We start from the raw sequence: 21168 nt of genomic DNA, 5'->3' as shown, positions 1-21168 counted from the left end.
CAGAAAATTGAAACTGATATTTCTGGGAAAAGCTGAATAAAATAGCTCAAGTTAATATATTTTAAATCAGGGAATTTTCATTAATTTTTATATTTTTCTTTCCAATAGAAATTTTTATTTAAATAAATAAGTATTTAATATTCAAATATTTAATTTATTAACTTTGGGGAGTATTTAGCGCAAGAGATTTTTTGAGAAAGAATGAAAAATTAATTAAGTAATAATAAATAAAACGATAGAAAAATATCGCTAAACGGTTTAAGAAGTGCATTCTATCGGGTTAAATGTAAAGTAAGTCACAAGTTTATTAGGTTTTTTGTTAGCATAATTGCACAGTGTTACAAAGCAGAATAATAAAAATGAAAATACATGCTATTCCTGTTTTTGTGTTAATGGTCAGTGTATTAGGATTCTGCGTGCATAAACAGGCAGAAATCAGAAAATACGAAAAAATCCGTCATGTCTTGAATGAAGCGCGTGACTCCAGCAAATTGTTAGACTCTAATCGGCATCGACATTAACACATGCATCAATTTTCTTTTTTTTCAATTTAGCGTAATTAATAAAATTAACTCAATAATAAATATAATAAAATATTAAAAATATTCGAATTAAATAGATTGATTTTAAATAAAGTATAAAATCAAAGAAGCAATCAGAAATCAATGTGTTATAATTTGCCACCTATAAAGATGAAGCAAACTTCATCTTTCTAAGCATTTGATTTATATCATTAAATAGAGCTGCATAAAAGTTATGCAGCTTTTTTGTTTAGATTTTTTGGGGTTTTTATAGCATAGCCCTGGGGCTGTAAGCTGTTCAAACATTTGAACCCGTCAAATGGCTATACTGGCATATTCGTTGCTAACACATCCTCAAAATAAATGAATTTTTTGTGAAATTTCATTTATTTGACGGCGTGCTTGAAGCATAAAGTTTACTCAATAGGGGCTAGGTCATGACGACTCCTAATCCATCTTCAGAAAATATGCTTGAACGTCTGTTTAAACTGAGTGAAAACAAAACCAGTTTCCGTACAGAAGTTCTGGCTGGTGTAACTACATTCTTAACCATGTGTTACATCATTATTGTCAATCCAATGATCTTGTCCGAAACAGGGATGGATCATGGGGCTGTCTTTGTAGCAACCTGTCTTGCAGCTGCGATTGGCTGTTTAGTCATGGGCCTGATTGCGAATTATCCAATTGCGCTGGCACCAGGCATGGGCTTAAATGCCTTCTTTACCTATTCTGTATGTCTGGGAATGGGGGTGCCTTGGCAAACCGCCTTGGGTGCAGTTTTTGTTTCAGGTCTGGTCTTTATTGCCATTAGCCTGTTTAAAATACGTGAAGCCATTGTCAATGCAATTCCAATGTCGCTCAAGCTCGCGATTGGTGGTGGTATTGGCTTGTTCCTGGCATTGGTTGCACTGAAAAATGCCGGAATTATTGTGGATAATCCAGCCACACTGGTGGGCTTGGGTGATCTGAAACAACCTTCTGTATTATTAGCACTTTTTGGCTTTTTGTTGGTTGTGGTAATGCACCAGTTTAAAGTCCGTGGTGCGATTATCATCAGTATTCTGGTGGTGACTGCCATTGCAACGGCACTAGGTTATAACGAATTCCAGGGTGTAGTGGGTCATATTCCATCGCTGGCTCCAACATTCATGCAAATGGATTTTGAAGGCCTCTTTACTGCCAGTTTAATTGGGGTGATTTTTGTTTTCTTCCTGGTCGATCTGTTTGACTCTACCGGAACGTTGGTCGGTGTTTCGCATCGTGCAGGTCTGTTAAAAGACGGGAAATTACCACGTTTGAAGAAAGCCTTATTTGCTGACTCATCAGCGATTGTTGCTGGTGCGGCACTGGGTACTTCTTCAACTACGCCTTATATTGAATCTTCTGCGGGTGTGGCAGCAGGTGGCCGTACCGGTCTAACCGCCGTGGTGGTTGGATTGCTGTTTATTGCCTGTTTATTTCTGGCACCGCTTGCACAATCAGTTCCGAGTTTTGCCACTGCGCCAGCATTGTTATTTGTTGGTGTGTTGATGATTCAGGGTATCGTCCATATTGACTGGGAAGATATTACTGAGGCAGTACCGGCATTTTTAACCATCGTATTTATGCCATTTACCTATTCGATTGCGGATGGTATTGCGATGGGCTTTATCAGCTATGCACTGATCAAGTTGTTGACTGGTAAGGCTGCGACTGTACCGTATATGGTCTGGATTATTGCTGTTCTATGGACGCTTAAATTCGCACTGTTTGGTGGCTAATTTTTCTACATTCAGAAAGGGTGTAAACTGAGTTTGCGCCCTTTTTTATTATTTAAAGGTTTCACGAGGAGAAGTGATGAACCGTCTTGAGTTGATTCGCGCTTTGCCAAAAGCCGAGCTTCATGTTCATATTGAAGGCACTTTTGAGCCTGAGCTAATGTTTGCAATCGCTCAGCGTAATCAGATTGCCATCCCGTATAAATCTGTCGAGGAAGTTAAGCAGGCTTATAATTTCCATAATCTTCAGTCCTTCTTGGATATTTATTATGCCGGGGCCAATGTACTGATCCATGAACAGGACTTTTATGACCTGGCTTGGGCCTATTTTGAAAAATGTGCCGAAGACAATGTGGTGCATACAGAAATGTTCTTCGATCCGCAAACGCATACCGACCGTGGAATTGCTTTTGCGACCGTCATCAATGGCCTGCAAAAAGCCTGCGATGATGCCAAGGCCAAGCTTGGAATTAGCTCACATTTGATCATGTGTTTCCTGCGTCATTTAAGTGAAGAGGCGGCCTTTGAAACGCTGGAGCAGGCATTGCCCTATAAAGACCAGATTATTGCGATTGGTCTGGATTCAAGTGAAGTCGGGCATCCACCTTCTAAATTTGAACGTGTCTTTGCCAAAGCGCGTGAAGCAGGGTTCTTGGTCGTAGCACATGCGGGCGAAGAAGGCCCGGCAGAATATGTCTGGGAAGCTCTGGATTTGCTGAAAGTTAATCGTATTGATCATGGGGTGCGTTCAGAAGAAGATTCTGAGTTAATGCAACGGTTGATTCGCGAAAAAATGCCCTTAACGGTGTGCCCGCTGTCAAATCTGAAGCTTTGTGTGGTCGAGGATATGCAGCAGCATAATATCCGTCGTCTCTTGCAGCAGGGTGTCCATGTTACAGTCAACTCAGATGATCCATCCTATTTTGGTGGCTATATGAATGACAACTTTATTGCCATTGCTGAAGCGCTAGACTTGAGTAACGAGGAATTAAAGCAGTTGGCAATGCACTCCTTTGAAGCGTCGTTTATTCCAGAGGCTGAAAAAGAGAAATGGATCAACCAGATCCGTGCCTTGGTTTAAGTTTTTACAAAAGGCAGAGTTCGCTCTGCCTTTATCATTTTTATAGGCCAATATGAAATTGAAAAGTTTAATTCTGCTCCTCAGCATATTGTTGATTTCTGCCTGTTCTAGTGCGGATATGACATTGACACAACGTACTTTAAAACCTTTGATTGAATATCAATGCAGTAAAGAGCTGCAAAATTCCAAAGTTTGGAAAGTTTCGACCTACTTAATGCAGGACACCAGTAAAGTTGAACTTGAGAAAAATGTGTGTTCATGTGTAGGTGAGCATGCGTTAAAAGATGTGCCTGCCAAAACTTTGTTAAAAGCCACAGTTGATGAAGCAGCCAAAAAAGAACTGACGCAAAAAGCGATTGCAAACAGTCTCAGAAGTTGTCTCAAGGAATTTATTTAATAAAACAGTCTGCAAGCACAGACTGGAAACATTATTTAGCCCATATTAATGGTCTAATTATTTATCTTGCTGGGTCATACTTTTTAATACATGATCTTTATCGATAAAATGATGTTTAAAGGCTGCGGCAATATGGCCAACCAGTAGAATGCCGACTGCCCAGGAAAGCCAGATATGCAAGGGCTTAACAATAGCGGTCACAGCCGAGTTTTCGGCAATGAGGGGTGGCAGGTTAAATAAATACAGCACCGGTGCTGGATAACCCAAACTCCAACTATACAAACAACCTGTAAGGGGTAGGGCAATCAGCATGAAATACAGCGCCAGATGACCAGCATGTGCCAACGTTTTCATCCGCGGTGACATACTCTCAGGCAGTGACGGTGCAGGATGGGTATAGCGCCAGAAAATTCGAACAACGAGCAGGAAAATAATGGTGGTTGCAATATTTTTATGCAGTGAAATCACATCACCCTTAAAGCTGCCATCAACGTCATAACTTAAAAAATTACCACTATAAAAACCGATGAGCCAGGCCGCAATAAAAATAACCGCCATGATCCAATGCAGCCATTGCGCTGTTCGTGTGTAATACAGTGATTTATTCATCTAGATATTCCGTTGCTCTTCAATAAGGCCGAACCTTAGCAAAGGGTGAATCAATTCAGCAATTCCAAATCTGCAACGCTATGGTGGCTTTCATGCAACATCTATTAAATTGGTTGGCTGTAGATTAAACATGCTTAGTGATTTTTAGATTTCTTATTCAGGTGAATTTCGGCACAATAGCGACAGTCTTCATCTATGAATGAATAAGGAATATATCTGTGAAAAAATTATTGGCTGTACTTGCGCCACTGACTCTGGTTTTATCAGCGTGTACAGCGACAGGCACTTCTGAGGCGCCAAGTACCACTCAACAACTGGGCGGCACTGCGCTTAAAATCGCGATCAATGCAAAATGCACCACTGAACTGAATAATATTCCAGCGTGGCAAACGGCAACACGTTTAATGACCACAACACAAAAGCAAAATATCCAGTCTGAAATTTGTGGCTGTGTCAGCGAAAAAGCACCGCAAAATGTGACAGCGGTTGATTTGGCGACTGCTGCGATTGATCCGGTGGCACGTACCACAATCGTGGGCAATGTGGTTGCAAAAACCATTAACGCTTGTGTGGCTGAAGCTGTAAACTAAGCCAGGATTAAATTGAAATAGGCTGACAGGTTCAGCCTATTTTTTATGGGAAATGACATGAAAATTGCTGGTGTAGATGAAGCAGGGCGTGGACCGCTGGTCGGTTCAGTGGTGGCGGCCGCGGTAATTTTAGATCCAAATAACCCGATTGAAGGTTTAAATGACTCTAAAAAACTGACTGAAAAGAAACGTGAAAAACTTTTTATCGAAATTCAGGAAAAAGCGCTGGCTTGGGCAATTGCTGAGGCGTCAGCAGCAGAAATTGATGAGCATAATATTCTGCAGGCATCCTTACTGGCAATGCGCCGTGCTGTAGAAGCTTTAGCGATTCAACCTGAGCATGTGCTGGTCGATGGCAATAAAGTCCCTCAGGGGCTAACGATGAGCTGTGACGCGATCATTGGTGGCGATGCTTTGCATGCAGAAATTTCTGCTGCCAGTATTCTGGCCAAAGTTACCCGTGATCATCAAATGATTGAGATGGATCTAAAGCATCCACAATTTGGTTTTGCCAAGCACAAGGGCTATCCAACCAAAGCACATTTTGAAGCGATTGCCTTGCATGGGGTGATTGATGAGCACCGTCGTAGTTTTGGGCCGGTAAAAAAGGTAGTTGCAGCATTGCTGGAACAGCAGGGCGCAGAACTTTAATTCTTATTGGCTTTGTTGCACAAAGCTATTCTTGAAGGCTTCTTCAGCAATATAATTTCCAGATGAAGAAGCCTACATCTAAAATCTACCGTACAACAAATTGGTCATCCTACAATCGTGCTTTAATCAAGCGAGGGAATATTTCAATCTGGTTTGATCCGAAGACCCAATGGTATGCACAACCACAAGGCAAACAAGGACGAAATCAAACTTATTCCGATACAGCGATTCAATGCTGTTTAATGATCAAATCTCTATTCCGTCTTTCTTTGCGTATGGTCACTGGCTTTGCTCAAAGCCTGATTAAACTCTGTGGCTTGAATTGGACAGCACCAGATTACTCCACCCTCTGTAGACGACAAAAGCATATTGATATTGCGATAAGCTATCAGAAAAGTCGTGATGGGTTACACCTACTCGTCGACTCTACGGGTTTAAAATTTTTAGGTGAAGGTGAATGGAAGCGTAAGAAACATCAGCCTGAATATCGTCGCCAATGGCGTAAATTACATATTGGTATAGATGCTAAAACCCTGCAAATACGCGCTATTCAGCTCACAACCAATAATGTTAGTGATTCACAGGTACTTGGTGATTTACTTGATCAGATTCCACAAGATGAGCAGATTGATTCTGTTTATACCGATGGAGCTTATGACACCAAGCAATGCCGTCAGGTCATTGCAGATCGGCAAGCGCATGCGGTGATTCCACCTAGAAAAAATGCGAAACCATGGAAAGATACAAAGATCAGTTCGCTAGCGCGAAATGAATTACTTCGAACAGTTAAACGTTTAGGCAGGACACTATGGAAAAAATGGTCAGGCTATCATTGGCGAAGTTTGGTTGAAACTAAGATGCATTGCATCAAGTTATTAGGCGATAAACTCAGTGCTAGGAATTTTGACAGCCAAGTGAATGAGATCCATGCACGTGTAGCAGTCCTTAACAGATTTACGGAATTAGGTCGACCACTTACCCGAGTTGTGCCTTAAATTTGAGTCACTTAGGGGTATTTTATTTTTTAAATCTTTGTGCAACAAAGCCATTCTTATTTAATTTAAAGGTTCTGAATATTGAAATGTGTATTCATTAAAGTATAGATCAATTAAAAGCGGCTTCAAAGCCGCTTTATGATTTACACAAAAATTAACGGTTAAAGTTATTTTGTGTTTGGTTTTCATCTTCATACGAAGGTTGGAAATCCTGATCGATATGCTGAAGATGTTCATGCATTGCACGTTCATGCTGGATACGCTGGTAAATCTCTTCACGGTGCACAGAGACTTCTTTCGGAGCATTGACCCCAATACGAACCTGATTACCTTTTACACCAAGCACAGTCACGCTGACTTGGTCTCCAATCATTAAAGTTTCCCCGACACGTCGAGTCAAAATCAGCATGTTTCTCTCCTTGCAAAATGCAAAACCTGCAATCTATTGAATATAAAACAAAAACACAACCAAAAATTAAAAAATAAAATCTGGATAGAAATTCTGTCATCTGGGTGAAAGATTTTAATCTATCTCAGTTTTTTAAAAATCCTCAGGCTTAATATAACAGAGCCACTATAAAAAAAACTATAGTGGCTCTGAATTTTTGTAGAGATTTATAGAATACTGTCAAACAATGACAATATTTTGTCATTCCTCTTAAGCGCGTACGCTTGATTCACCTTGTTCGCGATCTAGACCGAAGGCGGTATGCAGTGAACGAACTGCAAGTTCCAGATAGTTTTCTTCAATAATCACTGAAATTTTGATTTCAGAAGTAGAGATCATCAGGATGTTAATACCTTCAGCTGCCAGTGCGGTAAACATTTTGCTTGCAACACCTGCATGTGAACGCATGCCTACACCGACGATAGAAACTTTGACGATATCTGAACGGGTAGCGACTTCACGTGCACCAATTTCCTGAGCGGTTGCTTCGAGAATGGCTTTGGCCTTGTTCAATTCGCTGCGGTTGACTGTAAAAGTAAAATCAGTCGTACCATCTTCTTCAACGTTCTGGATAATCATATCCACTTCAACATTGGCATCACCAATCGGGCACAAAATTTTAGAGGCGATGCCCGGTTCATCAGGTACACCTAAAATCGTTAATTTTGCTTCGTCACGGTTAAATGCGATACCGGAGATAATTGGCTGTTCCATATTGTCTTCCAATTCAGTCGTAATAAGTGTACCCACGTTTTGCTTAAATTCTTCGTCGAATGCACCATCATTGTCATTGTCGAAGCTGGATAATACGCGTAAAGGTACTTGATATTTACCGGCAAATTCAACTGCACGAATTTGCAGGACTTTTGAACCCAGTGACGCCATTTCAAGCATTTCTTCAAAGGAAATACGATCAACTTTCTTGGCTTTGGGTGCAACACGTGGATCAGTGGTATACACGCCATCAACGTCTGTATAAATCTGGCATTCATCGGCTTTTAGTGCAGCAGCAATCGCGACACCTGAAGTATCAGAACCGCCGCGGCCTAAAGTGGTGGTATTGCCATGCTCGTCAAAACCCTGAAAACCTGCAACTACAAGTACACGGCCAGCATCCAGATTCGAGTTCAGGACTTCAGTATCAATTGATTCGATACGTGCCTTATTGAATGAGCTGTCGGTTTTCATGCCAACCTGGCGACCTGTCAGTGATTTTGCTTCAACGCCAATAGAGTTGAGCGCCATCGCTAACATAGAAATCGTAACCTGCTCACCCGTAGAGACCATCTGGTCTAGTTCACGTGGGTCAGGGGTTTCGGTAATGGCTTTCGCGAGAGCAAGCAGACGATTGGTTTCGCCACTCATCGCTGATACAACCACAACCACCTTGTGGCCATGGTCATGCCAGCGTTTCACACGACGAGCAACATTTAAAATGCGCTCGGGAGTACCCATAGAGGTACCGCCATATTTTTGAACGATTAGTGCCATAGTTGTTCCATATAAGCCATGACCCTGATAGTCCTATCAGGGTCAGTTACACAAAATTGAAGTTTTATTTTGCTGCCAGCCAGGCAGTTAAATCTGCCATCACCGGAGCAAACTTCTCGTTAAGTGGCGCGCCACCTTGTGCCAAGTCAGGTTTACCACCACCTTTACCACCCAGCTCAGTTGCCAGATGTTTGATGATGTCACCCGCTTTTATAGATGCAGTAAAGTCTTTTGCTACAGATGCGATCAAGCTCACCTTGTCACCCTCTACACCTGCAAGCACAATGACTGCATTTTCTAATTTTGATTTCACACCGTCATGCAGGTTGCGTAGTGCTTTCGCATCCATATTTTCAACGGTTGTAATCAAGGTTGCACGACCTGCAATGGTTTGAACTTGGCTTAGAAGTTCACCGGCTTGCAGGCTAGCAAGTTTCTGATTCAGTTGTTCGATCTGTTTTTGCAAGCTCGATGCAGTATCAACTAACGCTTCAACTTTTTCTAAAGTCTGGTCTTTTTGCGCTTTGAGCAAACCGTTAATCGTATTGATGTCACGATCGGCTTTTTGTGCAACTTCAACTGCTTTAGTGCCTGTCACTGCTTCAATACGACGTATACCTGCTGCAACACCACCTTCAGAAATGATCTTGAACAGACCGATGTCACCGGTACGTTTTACGTGAATACCACCGCAAAGCTCGATGGAGAAATTTTTCTCTTCAATCACTGAACCCATCGACAATACACGTACTTCGTCACCGTATTTTTCGCCGAACAGCATCATCGCGCCTTTGGCTTTGGCAGATTCGATGTCGAGAAGTTCAGTAGAAACAGCCGTATTAGCAATCACCTCAGCATTGACCAGACGTTCAATTTCTTGCAGCTGTTCAAAGCTAACCGGTTGATCATTGGCAAAGTCAAAACGTAACACATCAGATGCGACCAATGAACCCTTTTGTTGTACATGTGAGCCCAGAATTTGACGCAGCGCAGCATGTAACAAGTGAGTCGCAGAGTGGTTGCGCGCAGTTGCTGCACGGATGTCTGCTTTCACAGTCGCTTCAACAGATTGGGTTGCTTTTAAGCTACCCATGGTCACGATGCCTTGGTGTACAAATGCACCACCAGATTTTTTCGTGTCCTGAACTTCGAAAATCCCGGTATCGTTTTTGAAAATACCTGTATCACCGATTTGACCACCGCTTTCTGCATAGAAAGGGGTCTGGTTGAGTACGATTAAAGCTTCGTCGCCTTCAACGACTTCATCTACTTGCTCGCCATCTTTATAGATTGCGATGATTTGGCCTTCGCCTGCAGTTGCATCATAACCATCAAATTGAGTTTCGCCTTCAACTTTGACAACACTGTTGTAGTCGATTGCGAATTTGCCTGCATCACGCGCACGTTGACGCTGTGCTGCCATTTCAACTTCAAAGCCAGCTTCGTCAATGCTTAAGTCACGTTCACGTGCGATATCCGCAGTTAAGTCCGTCGGGAAACCGTAAGTGTCGTAAAGTTTGAAAACCACTTCGCCCGGAATCACAGAGCCTTTTAACTGTGCCAATTCGCCTTCAAGCAATTTCAAACCTTGCTCAAGTGTTTTGGCAAATTGTTCTTCTTCTTTGAGCAGTTGAGCTTCGATACGTGCTTGTTGTGCTGCAAGTTCTGGATATGCTTCGCCCATCACTTCAATAAGCGGCTGCAACATTTTATGGAAGAATGAACCGGTCGCACCCAGTTTGTTACCGTGACGCACTGCACGGCGGATGATACGACGCAGTACATAACCACGACCTTCATTTGAAGGATTAACACCATCAGCGATTAAAAATGAACATGAACGTGCATGGTCAGCAACCACTTTAAGTGAAGCAGGGTATTGTACAGGTGTGCCTTTTTCAGCCGCTTCAGCTTCAAGTGCAGTAGTGTCTAGACCAATAATCTCAGCCGCAGATTTGAGTAAGTGCTGGAACAAATCAATTTCGTAGTTTGAATTCACATGCTGTAAAACTGCAGAAATACGCTCAAGGCCCATACCAGTATCTACAGAAGGCGCTGGAAGCGGATGAAGTACGCCATCACTCGTGCGGTTAAACTGCATGAAAACGTTGTTCCAGATTTCAATGAAACGGTCGCCATCTTCTTCAGGTGTGCCCGGCAGGCCACCCCAGATGTGATCGCCATGGTCAAAGAAAATTTCAGAACATGGACCGCAAGGACCGGTGTCACCCATTGCCCAGAAGTTATCTGATGCGTATTGACCACCTTTGTTGTCACCAATACGGATAATGCGAGATACATCTAGGCCGATTTCTTTGTTCCAGATGTCGAATGCTTCGTCATCGGTATGATAAACAGTGGCATAAAGCTTATCTTTAGGTAGCGCTAGCCAGTCATCGCCCGTCAAAAAATCCCAGGCAAATTTGATTGCATCACGTTTGAAGTAATCACCAAACGAGAAGTTACCTAACATTTCAAAGAAGGTATGGTGACGCGCGGTATAACCGACGTTGTCTAAGTCGTTGTGTTTACCACCTGCACGTACGCATTTTTGTGATGATACGGCACGGACATAATCGCGTTTTTCTAGACCTAAGAAGCAATCTTTAAACTGGTTCATACCCGCATTGGTGAACAGTAAAGTTGGATCATTGGCGGGTACTAGTGAACTCGACGCGACACGTGTATGCCCTTGCGATTCAAAGTAACGCAAAAATGCTTCACGAATTTCAGCTGATGTCATAAAACGAGTACTCACAACCAAGTCACTCCATAATTTCCGATTTGGCTAAAACACCACAGTCTGACAAGCACATGAGAGCTCTGCTGCAATGCGGGGCTTAAAAATTTAAAACGCCAAATTATAACGGAAAAAGCGGTATGCACCAATCATTTTAAAACCAATTGCCAAGGAATTATTGACTCGGGTTTAGTGCTGAATTCATAAAATGAATTTTCTATTCAGAACAATTCGGTTATATCCATCTATTTACACAGCATCAGAATTTTAAAAGATCTGAATACTGGGCGATGTATCAGAAATAAAATAATCGAAAATCAATATTTTCACTGAAGTTTTTCATGTACTGCGCAAGAAATCCTTTAACATAGAGGAGTTTTAAAATAGGCATATAAAAGGTTGAGTCATGCAACGAGTGGCAATCAATGGATTTGGGCGTATTGGACGTAATGTATTGCGTGCCTGGTTTGAAAATCCGAAAGATTTTAAATTTGAAATCGTTGCCATTAACGATATTGCTGATGTTGAAACCTTAATTCATCTGTTTAAATATGACTCAACCCATGGCCGTTTTCCGGGACAGGTAGACGTCAGCTATGATGCCGAACATATTTATCTGCATCTCAGCTATCAGGATGCCAGCTTAAAAGTTCAGGTTTTGTGTGAAGCCAACCCGGCGCAGCTTCCCTGGCAAAAACTTGAAGTAGATGTAGTGCTGGAATGTACCGGGCTGTTCCGTTCCCGTGCAGCTGCGACCCAGCATATTGAGGCAGGGGCGAAACGGGTGATTATTGGAGCAGCACCCTTTGATACTGTCGATGCTGCGATTGTGTATGGTATCAATCATCACGACGTTAAAGCCACCGACCAGATCATTTCCAGTGTGTCCTGTACCACTCAGGCCCTAGTACCGCTGGTCAAAATCCTCGATGATGCTTTTGGCATCAGCAGTGCGTTAATGACCGAAATCCATGCGGTGACCGCAGATCAATCTGTGCTGGATCAGGCGCATCGCGATCTGCGTCGTGCACGGGCAGCAGGACACAATATTATTCCCACCACATCTAGTGCGCTGGGTGCATTAAAGCGGGTTATGCCAAAAATGGAAGATCGGATTGACGGTTATTCAATTCGGGTGCCGACCATTAATGTCGCAGCAATTGATCTGACCTTTGTTTCCCAGTCACCGATTACCGATCACAAACTGAATGAAGTGTTAATTAAGGCGGCGCGACAGGATTTTGCCGAAATCATGTCAGTAACGGATGAACCTTTGGTGTCGAGTGATTTTAATCATTCCCCTTATTCCTTGATCGTTGACCTGACCCAAACCCTAGTGGTGGGGCAACAGGCCAAGGTCTTTGCCTGGTATGACAATGAATGGGGTTATGCCAACCGCTTGCTGGATTTATGTGAATCTTTTCATTAAGTTTGACTTTGCTAAGCCTGAAAAGTGCCGATATACGGTGCTTTTTTTGCTTTAAACATTCTTGATATGCGTTGTTTTGATAGAATTTGCGCGTAATTGATCGAAAAGCAGCGCGAGTGTTTGAATTATTTGCATCATCTGCATGATTTTTCGTTAAGATAAAGCCAATAAAATGAAATAAGAGCAAGCATATGATGTTGGTTTGGGGATTTATTATACTGCTCACATTGGCAGTGATTTTTCTAATCTGGCTGCAGTTCAATCAGAATGATGGTTCAGGTGTCATGGAGGGCGTGCCGGTAGAAGAGAAAGTCGCGCATCTGGAAGAAAATTTAAAAAAGACCCTGGAAATCATGCAGGACTTGGCTAAAAAAATGCATGTACAGCAGGAAGTGCTGGATCAGACTACAACCAAACTGCAGCAGGTCGAGTTGCAAAATGCAGAGCTGGTCAGCCTGCTCACCAAGGTCGTAGACCCACAGAAATAAACAGAATCCCTTTAGAAATCATATAAAGGATTCTGTTTGAGGGCTAGACAAGAAAAGTTCTTAAGACGGCTGCAGACACCATGCTGATGGCAACTGTGGGGAGCAAGCCAAAACGCGTAGCGGCAAACAGGGTTAAAGCCAAAGCGATCAGATCTGCAGGGTTGTCGCGTACAAAATACGGTGCGATGACTGAAATCAGGACACAGCCGGGCACAACGTCCATGATTTTACGCTGACGTTGTGTCAGCGTTTTATTTTTTAATAAGACATAGCCCAGAATCCGGGTCAGATAGGTGGTTGCCGCAATCAGCAGGATGGCCAGTAATGTACTCATCTCAATCATGCTTCCTCCTCACCAATCAAGAAAAAAGCAGACACAATGCCGGCTAGGGCACCTATCGGCACATACCAGCCAGCAGGCAAATATAAATAAGCCAGGGCAGCACAGATCAGGCTTACTAGCCATGGCCGGGCTGCACTCAAGCCTTTCCACATGCTTCGCATCAACACCAGAAATACAGCAGGAAAGGCCATATCAAAGCCCCAGCGGTTGATATCGCCTAAAACAGGTCCAAGCATCGCGCCCAGTGTGGTAAAACCGACCCACATCAGATAAAGACAGAAACATAAACCGGCATAGTAGGGCATGCTAAAAGCAGCCCGATAACCCCACTGCGCCTGTTTTCTTTGCGCATCCGCCAGACTTAAGGCCCAGCTTTCATCAACCATAAAAAACAGGGCCGGCAATACTTTGCGATTCGGGAGATGTTTTAAATACGGGACTAGGCTTGCACCCATCAGCAAATGCCGGCTATTCACCAAAAAGGTAATAAACAGCAGCATGAATAAATTGGGTGGACTGGTCCAGACTTCCAGAATGGCAAATTCAGAACCGCCGGCAAAATTGAGTCCAGTCAGCAAAGGCACTTCCAGCACACTGAAATTTTTCTGAATCGCAGTCGCACCTAGCACCAAAGCAAAGGGAATAATTCCTAAAAGCATAGGAATAGAATCTTTCATACCGCGCTGAAATTCGCTGAAATCTGTATGCGCGAGCGCGGGCGTGCTGCTTTGTCTGAGCAAAAGCATGTCAGTGACCTGAGGACTTCAATATTGAACCGTATTTTATAGCGATAATCGGGCTATTTGCTGTTGTAGTGCATGCAATTTAAATTTGATTTGGAATTAAATTGCGCTAAATTGGCTTAAAGGGGTTTTAAATACTAAAGTAACAAGATGGATCAAATTGATAAACGCATTTTGCATGAACTGCAAAAGAACGGAAAATTGCAAAATAATGAACTGGCTCAATTAATTGGCTTGTCGCCGTCCCCCTGTTTAAGAAGAGTCAAGCAACTAGAAGATGATGGGGTCATTGAGCAGTATGTCGCCTTACTCAATCCGCAAAAAGTCAATCTGGCAATGAGTGTATTTGCACGGGTTTGGCTTAAATCTCAAGAAGCCGCCGTGGTCGATCAATTTGTTGAAGCCATCAAGGAGATGCCGGAAGTGGTGGAATGCCAGTTAATGGCGGGAGATTGTGATTTCTTTTTAAGAATTGTGGTGGCCGATCTGGATGCCTATCGTAAATTTCAGATTCATCATTTGACTCAAATTCCCTGCATCCAAAGTGTAAAAACCGAAATTCCATTGCAAACGGTAAAAAGCACCACCGCATTGCCATTGGTCTAAAATGATTTTTTGTTTATAGCGCGTGTTGGTCATACACGATAAAACGCTGATAGTTGACGCAATTGTGGCTCATTGCATAAGAGAGTAAAAATTATAAAATTTTGCGATGCACAGCCAAAACTATCGTGCTAGACTAGGAGAAATCGGGTGTGCTCCCGATTTTTTTATGCGGATTCGTTCCGCGCTGACAAGAATTTAGGTTTACAACATGCCCATTTCAGAGACATGGTTATTACCTGATGGTGTAGCTGATGTATTACCAGAACAAGCGCAAGTCATTGAAAGTTTGCGCCGTAAATCACTGGATTTCCTTGCATCTCGAGGTTATCAGTTGGTGTACACGCCATTCATTGAGTACATCGAATCTCTCTCTTCTCTCTCAGAATCGAATCAAGATTTAGACTTAGCCACTTTTAAAGTCATCGATCAGCTTTCTGGTCGTTTGCTTGGTGTGCGTGCCGATATGACACCACAAGTGGCGCGTATTGATGCACATGTACATCCAGTGGAAGGTGTGGCGCGTTACTGCTATGCAGGTACCGTTCTGCATACCAAACCACGCGGTTTTAATACCTCGCGTGCGCCTTTGCAGTTAGGCGCCGAACTGTTTGGTTCAGACAGCATCGATGCCGATGTAGAAATGGTCGATTTAATGATCAGTCTGATTCAGGAAACAGGTCTGGCAGACGGAATCCATCTGGACTTGGGTCATGTCGGCTTATTCCGCAGTCTGGTGGCTCAAGCAGGTTTGAACAAAGTTGCTGAACGTAAACTGTCTGATTTATACCAACGTAAGGCCTTGCCAGAGTTGGAAGAATTTACGGCAGAACTGAAATTTGGTCAGGACTTTTATGCACTGGGCCGCTATGCCAGCGATCTGGACGCATTACAGGCAAATTTAAGTGCTGAAGTGTTGGCGAATCCAGCCTTCAAGCAAGCTTTTGATGCCTTACAAATTACCAAAGATCAGGTTCAAGCCCGTTGGCCAAACTTGAGTATTGGGATTGATGTGGTTGAATTGCGTTCATACCATTATCATACTGGTCTGATGTATGCAGTCTATGCACCGAATCGTGCAGCAGCACTGGCACAAGGCGGTCGTTATGATGGCATTGGTGAACATTTCGGTCGTGCGCGTCCTGCCACAGGTTTCTCTTGTGACTTATATGCGTTAAGCGCAGGTCAGTTTGACGCTGTACACGTGGTAGTTGCACCTAAAGGTGTCGATGCAGAACTTCTGAATGCGATTCAGAGTATTCGAGCACAAGGCTTAAGTGTAATTCAGTTACTCGGTAATGATGATTTAAACTCAATTCCATATGCGACGCACCAGCTGGTGAACGTAGATGGTGAGTGGACAGTCAAAACGATTTAAATTGCTTGGCTCAGTGTTCATGTCACTGAGCGGGGCTTTCAACTTTAACAGCATGATGCAATGAGGCTATTATGGGCAAGAATGTTGTGGTACTTGGTACCCAATGGGGCGACGAAGGTAAAGGTAAAATCGTCGACCTGCTCACAGATCAAGCGGCAGCGGTCGTTCGTTATCAAGGCGGACATAACGCAGGTCACACTCTGGTGGTGGGTGGTAAGAAAACTGTCTTACACCTCATTCCATCTGGTATTTTACGTGAAAACGTATTGTGCTTAATTGGTAACGGTGTTGTTCTTTCTCCTGAAGCGCTCATCAAAGAGATGGACATTCTTGAAAAAGAAGGCGTTCCTGTTAAAGAGCGTTTACGTATTTCTCCAAACTGTCCACTGATCCTTCCAAACCACATCGCACTGGACCAAGCACGTGAGAAAAAACGTGGTAATGCGAAGATTGGTACAACAGGTCGTGGTATCGGTCCTGCATACGAAGACAAAGTGGCGCGTCGTGCAGTTCGTGTTGCTGATCTGGTACGTGGCGGTGAACATCTTACTGCCCAGTTAACTGAGCTTCTGGATTACCATAACTTCCAGCTTACTCAATACTATGGTGTTGAAGCAGTTAAGCTAGAAGACGTACTGGCACTTTGCGACGAATGGCGTAAGGTTGTTGCGCCGTTGGTTGTAGACGTAACAACTGAACTGCATAACTACCGTAAAAACGGTGACAACATCATGTTTGAAGGCGCGCAAGGTTCACTTCTTGACGTTGACCATGGTACATACCCGTATGTGACATCTTCAAACACCACTGCTGGTGGCGTAAGCTCAGGTTCAGGTCTGGGTCCTTTGCACCTTGATTATGTACTGGGTATCACCAAAGCCTATACCACTCGTGTCGGTGCAGGCCCATTCCCAACGGAATTGGTTTATGACGCTGCAAACGATGTGGGTGATGCGGTTGGTAAACACCTTGGTACGATTGGTAATGAATTTGGTGCGTCTACTGGCCGTCAACGTCGTTGTGGGTGGTTCGATGCTGAAATTCTACGTCGTTCAGTAGATGTAAACTCACTGTCTGGTATTTGCCTGACTAAACTTGATGTTCTTGATGGTTTAGAAGAAGTGAAAATCTGTGTCGGTTATGAAGCTGCAGATTCTGGTTGTGTCGGTTCTTCTGATGCGCTTGCATTCGAAACTTTAAAACCAATTTACGAAACAATGCCAGGCTGGTCTGAGTCAACTTTCGGTGCAAAATCGCTGGATCAGTTGCCACAAGCTGCATTGAACTATGTAAAACGTCTTGAGCAACTGATTGAATGTCCAATCGACATCATTTCAACCGGTCCAGACCGTGAAGAAACTATCGTTCTTCGCCACCCGTTCGATGCTTGATCTTCATTTGATTAAAGTTTGAATGATAAAACCCATCTCCGGATGGGTTTTTTATATCCAAAAACTATAAATTTGGCTCAAGACTAAAGTTGCATCGGTGCTGTGACAAAATGTGCTTTAACATAGCCATATATAAAGAAAGAAAAAATGAGCGAAAGGATGCAAAAAAATATATCGGCGACCATGTTTTATTCATTGTTGTTCGCCATGGGCGGGGCACCCACCATCGCTATGATGATTATTCGCGCGCAAACTCAAAATCCTGAGATTATTTATAATGCACTGGTCGGCCTGAGTGTCATTATTGCCTGTGTGCTAGTGCCTGTTATTTTATTGCAAAACGCCTATTTATTTTTTAAACGTAAAGATGAAATTCTGGAACAAAAAATAAAACCCTTAAGCCAGGTTTATCTGGGCTTGAACATTATCTGTCTGATTTATTGGTTGGCGATACAGTACTTGGCTTAAAAATTACAGAATTTATAAGAAGATGGAGTAATTAAGCGTTTAGCTCCTGTATGCTTTCACTTATAATTTTTACAATGTAAATTAAGCTTGGGCTAAGGTAGAGTTGATTATAATGAAGAATAAATTTTTATTGAGTATGGCGGCTGCCGCAGCCGTGACATTGTCGGGTTGTACCACTATTGCGGATATTGCCGGGGCTGATTCTGCGACCTTAAATGCATCTGCGACACAAAGCTATAATGCTATGGTGACTGATGCCAGAAATAAAGGTCAACTGGACACCAGTTCAGCGACCTATAAACGTATTAATACCGTATTTAACCGTTTAAAGCCGATTGCGAACCAAATGAACCAGACTGGTACAGCATTCCAGTGGCAATTGGCTGTGCTCAAGTCCGATCAGGTTAATGCCTTTGTTGCACCGGGTGGTAAAGTGGTATTTTATACCGGTATTGTGAATAAGCTGAATCTGACCGATGCTGAAATTGCAGCAATTATGGGTCATGAAATGGTACATGCCTTAGAAGAGCATTCTAAGCAGAAAATTGGTGCCCAGGCGCTCACCGACCTGGCTTTAGGCATTGGTCTGAATGCAGCTGGTGTGGGCCAGGGTGGCGCAGCAGCAGCGCAATTAGGAAGTCAGATCGGGATTGGCCTGCCATACTCGCGTAATCTGGAAAGCCGTGCTGACCAGGGTGGCTTGATGCTGATGGCACGTGCAGGTTATAACCCGAATGCAGCGATTACCTTGTGGGAAAAAATGAACAAACTCGGTGGCAGCAATGGCGCAACCTTCCTGTCTACGCATCCATCGAACAGCCAGCGTATTGGACAAATGCGTCAACAGTTACCAGCAGCCATGCAGATTTATAATCAACGCAAATAATCGAGCGATTATTCTCTAAAGGGATCTCTTGATCGGATTGAAACAGCAGGGCCATGGTCCTGCTTTTTTATTCTCCATTTTAAAATGAATATTTTGGCGGCAATAAAAAAAGGCAAAGTTTTCACTTTGCCTTTTTTACACTCGATCAGAAGATCTTAGTGCTGGTGACCACCTGCACCGTGTACATGACCGTGATCTAATTCTTCTTGAGAAGCTTCACGAATCGATACAATTTCAACTTCGAAAGTCAGGTCTTGACCAGCAAGCGGGAAGTTCGCATCTACAACAACATTGTCGCCTTCAACTGCTTTAACAGTTACGATTTGCACGCCGTCATCAGTTTGAGCTTGGAACTGCATACCTGCTTGAATGTTGTCTACGCCTTGGAACATTTGCGCAGGAACTTCTTGTACGAGGTCAGGGTTATATTCGCCATAACCTTCAGCAGCAGGAACATTAACAGTGAATTTTTCACCCACAGTTTTGCCTTCTAACGCGTTTTCTAAACCTGGGATGATGTTACCTGCACCGTGCAAATAGGCAAGTGGTTCACCTTGAGATTGGTCGAGAGTTTCACCCTCTGCGTTAGTCAATGTGTAGTGGAAAGAAACCACGAGGTTATTTGCAATAGCAGTCATGTGAATTGATCCATTCAATTTTTTAAGGGTACATCATAAAGTGAAATTGCATTTTTGTAGACTAAAATTAGCAAAAAAACGCAATTTGACAATTTTATTGACGATTTTTTCATTGATTGGGCCAAATTCTGGAATTTCAATGCAATTTCAGCTTTGGAGAGATTTTTCGTGTAACTAAATCTTTTGCAGTCAGAATACCGGCATGTGCATAACCATGAATGGTCGCCTGATGAATCCGGTATAAAGAGACATACATGGTTTTGGCGACAAAGCCTTGCACATTGACCTGACCCAGCAACTCCCCCACAGCTTTATTCTGACTTAAGGAAATCAGTGAGCCCTTGTCAGAAAATTTAAACATCGGCAAATAGCTATCTCCATTGACATGGGCTTTTAAAGCATTGGCCAGAAAGCTGGCTTGCTGGCTGGCCACTTGAGCACGCGGCCCTAATACCGGTTGATCTGCCGCAGGCTGGCAATGCGCACAATCACCAAATGCAAAAATACTTGGATCAGATTTGGTTTGCAGCGTGGCATAAACTTTGAGCCGATGAATATGGTCTTTTTCCATGTCGTCGAGTTGTGCCAAGACTTCCGGCGCTTTGATCCCTGCGGCCCAGACTTTGATTTCAGCATCCAGACTGGAACCATCGGCAAAATAAATCTTGTCTTCATCGACCTTGGCCACTCGATGACTGGTCAAGACTTCAATACCGAACTGTTCTAACTGTTTCATGGTATTTGCAGCAACTTTAGGCGAGAGTGCAGTCAGAATACGATCCGCGGCTTCAATCAAGGTGATTTTGACTTTGTTGGGATCGACCTTGTTTAAGCCATATTGAAAGAAATTCTGTTTGGCTTCTACCAGCTCCGCTGCCAGTTCTACCCCAGTCGCACCGGCACCAATAATGGCAATATTCAGCTCACGGCTTGAAGTCTCATGTTGAGCATTTAAATACAGGTGCAGCAGATCCTGCTGAAAGATATCTGCCTGCTGACGGCTGTCGAGAAAATGACAGAACTGTTTGACCCCTTCGGTATTAAAGTCATTTGAGGTTGAACCTAAAGCCAGTACCAGTGTGTCATAGCCAATGCGCTGATTTTTCTTGGGCTCACTCTTTTTAGAGAAATATTCTGTTTCGACGATGATCTGTTTCGCTTCGCGATCCAGACCGGTGAATGTCCCCAAAACAAACTCATAATGATGCGCGGCAGAATGGGCAAAATAATTGGTTTCTTGCTGATGTGGATTTAAGGTACCTGCGGCGACTTCATGTAGCAGCGGTTTCCAGAGATGTGTCAGTTTTTGATCGACCAGAATAATCTGGGCTTTGCCGTTTTTACCCAGGCTATCACCCAGTTGTGTCGCCAGTTCCAGACCACCAGCGCCACCACCCACAATCACGATTTTATGTACTGTCATGCGTTCTTAACCTGTTTATTTTTTTAATAAAAATAAGAGAAATAGAGAGAAAATATACTATGGCATGTGCTAAATCGCGTCTTGATTAAAATTGTTAT

At 43.2% G+C, this 21168-nt stretch carries 22 protein-coding genes; 14 read left to right on the top strand and 8 right to left on the bottom strand.

Annotated features, from left to right (window positions below; translation table 11 throughout):
• Positions 1–359 precede the first annotated feature (359 nt).
• From FTV29_RS03000 to FTV29_RS02985, 4 genes are all read left to right on the top strand, one after another.
• Positions 360–521, top strand: a complete 162-nt coding sequence (locus FTV29_RS03000; RefSeq protein WP_005097451.1) for a hypothetical protein — start codon at positions 360–362, stop codon at positions 519–521.
• A 437-nt stretch (positions 522–958) separates the two neighbouring features.
• Positions 959–2281, top strand: coding sequence for an NCS2 family permease (locus tag FTV29_RS02995; RefSeq protein WP_005097450.1), 1323 nt, complete (start codon positions 959–961; stop codon positions 2279–2281).
• A gap of 76 nt (positions 2282–2357) precedes the next feature.
• Entirely contained in the window at positions 2358–3359 is a 1002-nt protein-coding gene (locus tag FTV29_RS02990) for an adenosine deaminase (RefSeq protein WP_180075045.1), read from the top strand.
• A 52-nt stretch (positions 3360–3411) separates the two neighbouring features.
• A complete protein-coding gene (locus FTV29_RS02985; RefSeq protein WP_074383303.1) occupies positions 3412–3756 on the top strand; it encodes a hypothetical protein in 345 nt (114 codons plus the stop codon).
• Positions 3757–3813: 57 nt separating this feature from the next.
• Here FTV29_RS02985 and FTV29_RS02980 read toward each other — a convergent pair whose 3' ends face one another.
• Positions 3814–4365, bottom strand: a complete 552-nt coding sequence (locus tag FTV29_RS02980; RefSeq protein WP_180075044.1) for a cytochrome b — start codon at positions 4363–4365, stop codon at positions 3814–3816.
• Positions 4366–4583: 218 nt separating this feature from the next.
• Between FTV29_RS02980 and FTV29_RS02975 the strand changes: the two genes are divergently transcribed.
• The 3 genes from FTV29_RS02975 to FTV29_RS02965 all read left to right on the top strand — a co-directional run bounded on the left by FTV29_RS02975 (position 4584) and on the right by FTV29_RS02965 (position 6601).
• A complete protein-coding gene (locus FTV29_RS02975) occupies positions 4584–4955 on the top strand; it encodes a hypothetical protein (RefSeq protein ID WP_005097446.1) in 372 nt (123 codons plus the stop codon).
• Between the two features lie 57 nt (positions 4956–5012).
• Entirely contained in the window at positions 5013–5606 is a 594-nt protein-coding gene (gene rnhB / locus FTV29_RS02970) for a ribonuclease HII (RefSeq protein ID WP_005170243.1), read from the top strand.
• A 62-nt stretch (positions 5607–5668) separates the two neighbouring features.
• A complete protein-coding gene (locus FTV29_RS02965; RefSeq protein ID WP_005102086.1) occupies positions 5669–6601 on the top strand; it encodes an IS5 family transposase in 933 nt (310 codons plus the stop codon).
• A 154-nt stretch (positions 6602–6755) separates the two neighbouring features.
• On the opposite strand, the gene csrA is transcribed toward FTV29_RS02965, so the two are convergent.
• The 3 genes from csrA to alaS form a co-directional block, all read right to left on the bottom strand.
• Positions 6756–7010 carry a carbon storage regulator CsrA gene (csrA, locus tag FTV29_RS02960; protein ID WP_005097444.1) on the bottom strand — a complete coding sequence of 85 codons (255 nt, stop codon included), beginning with the start codon at positions 7008–7010 and terminating at the stop codon, positions 6756–6758.
• Between the two features lie 249 nt (positions 7011–7259).
• Positions 7260–8540: an aspartate kinase gene (locus FTV29_RS02955; RefSeq protein WP_005097443.1), complete on the bottom strand. Its 1281-nt coding sequence runs from the start codon at positions 8538–8540 to the stop codon at positions 7260–7262.
• 64 nt (positions 8541–8604) lie between these two features.
• The gene (alaS, locus tag FTV29_RS02950; protein WP_180075043.1) at positions 8605–11298 is read right to left on the bottom strand and encodes an alanine--tRNA ligase; all 2694 of its coding nucleotides are present in this window, start codon (positions 11296–11298) and stop codon (positions 8605–8607) included.
• Positions 11299–11686: 388 nt separating this feature from the next.
• Here alaS and gap point away from each other — a divergent pair, with 388 nt between their 5' ends.
• Both gap and FTV29_RS02940 read left to right on the top strand, forming a co-directional pair.
• Positions 11687–12709 (top strand): type I glyceraldehyde-3-phosphate dehydrogenase, encoded by a 1023-nt coding sequence (gene gap / locus FTV29_RS02945; protein WP_180075042.1) that lies wholly within the window; start codon positions 11687–11689, stop codon positions 12707–12709.
• Positions 12710–12900: 191 nt separating this feature from the next.
• Complete coding sequence (locus FTV29_RS02940; RefSeq protein ID WP_180075041.1) at positions 12901–13197, top strand: hypothetical protein; 297 nt, start codon at positions 12901–12903, stop codon at positions 13195–13197.
• Between the two features lie 43 nt (positions 13198–13240).
• Here the strand turns inward: FTV29_RS02940 and FTV29_RS02935 are convergent, their stop codons facing one another.
• On the bottom strand, positions 13241–13540 hold the full coding sequence (locus tag FTV29_RS02935; protein ID WP_005170250.1) for an AzlD family protein: 300 nt from the start codon (positions 13538–13540) through the stop codon (positions 13241–13243).
• Positions 13537–14286 (bottom strand): AzlC family ABC transporter permease, encoded by a 750-nt coding sequence (locus FTV29_RS02930; protein WP_074383298.1) that lies wholly within the window; start codon positions 14284–14286, stop codon positions 13537–13539. Before FTV29_RS02930 ends, FTV29_RS02935 begins: the two co-directional genes overlap by 4 nt.
• 147 nt (positions 14287–14433) lie before the next feature.
• Between FTV29_RS02930 and FTV29_RS02925 the strand changes: the two genes are divergently transcribed.
• The 5 genes from FTV29_RS02925 (at position 14434) to FTV29_RS02905 (ending at position 19009) form a co-directional block, all read left to right on the top strand.
• Entirely contained in the window at positions 14434–14889 is a 456-nt protein-coding gene (locus FTV29_RS02925) for an Lrp/AsnC family transcriptional regulator (protein ID WP_004645552.1), read from the top strand.
• A 208-nt stretch (positions 14890–15097) separates the two neighbouring features.
• Complete coding sequence (locus tag FTV29_RS02920; RefSeq protein WP_005170256.1) at positions 15098–16264, top strand: ATP phosphoribosyltransferase regulatory subunit; 1167 nt, start codon at positions 15098–15100, stop codon at positions 16262–16264.
• A 71-nt stretch (positions 16265–16335) separates the two neighbouring features.
• Positions 16336–17655, top strand: coding sequence for an adenylosuccinate synthase (locus FTV29_RS02915; RefSeq protein WP_005170258.1), 1320 nt, complete (start codon positions 16336–16338; stop codon positions 17653–17655).
• A 159-nt stretch (positions 17656–17814) separates the two neighbouring features.
• Positions 17815–18123 (top strand): hypothetical protein, encoded by a 309-nt coding sequence (locus FTV29_RS02910; RefSeq protein WP_074383295.1) that lies wholly within the window; start codon positions 17815–17817, stop codon positions 18121–18123.
• Between the two features lie 112 nt (positions 18124–18235).
• The gene (locus FTV29_RS02905; RefSeq protein ID WP_159516047.1) at positions 18236–19009 is read left to right on the top strand and encodes a M48 family metallopeptidase; all 774 of its coding nucleotides are present in this window, start codon (positions 18236–18238) and stop codon (positions 19007–19009) included.
• 155 nt (positions 19010–19164) lie between these two features.
• Here the strand turns inward: FTV29_RS02905 and slyD are convergent, their stop codons facing one another.
• Together slyD and FTV29_RS02895 are read right to left on the bottom strand one after the other, a co-directional pair.
• Complete coding sequence (gene slyD / locus FTV29_RS02900; RefSeq protein ID WP_005097432.1) at positions 19165–19647, bottom strand: peptidylprolyl isomerase; 483 nt, start codon at positions 19645–19647, stop codon at positions 19165–19167.
• 136 nt (positions 19648–19783) lie between these two features.
• On the bottom strand, positions 19784–21070 hold the full coding sequence (locus FTV29_RS02895; RefSeq protein ID WP_180075040.1) for an NAD(P)/FAD-dependent oxidoreductase: 1287 nt from the start codon (positions 21068–21070) through the stop codon (positions 19784–19786).
• Positions 21071–21168: the final 98 nt, after the last annotated feature.

It is taken from the genome of Acinetobacter sp. YH12254 (genome assembly GCF_013417415.1).
Lineage (GTDB): Bacteria > Pseudomonadota > Gammaproteobacteria > Pseudomonadales > Moraxellaceae > Acinetobacter > Acinetobacter pseudolwoffii.
The sequence above is the reverse complement of the archived record's forward strand: the minus strand, read 5'-3'. Positions and strand labels throughout refer to the sequence as shown.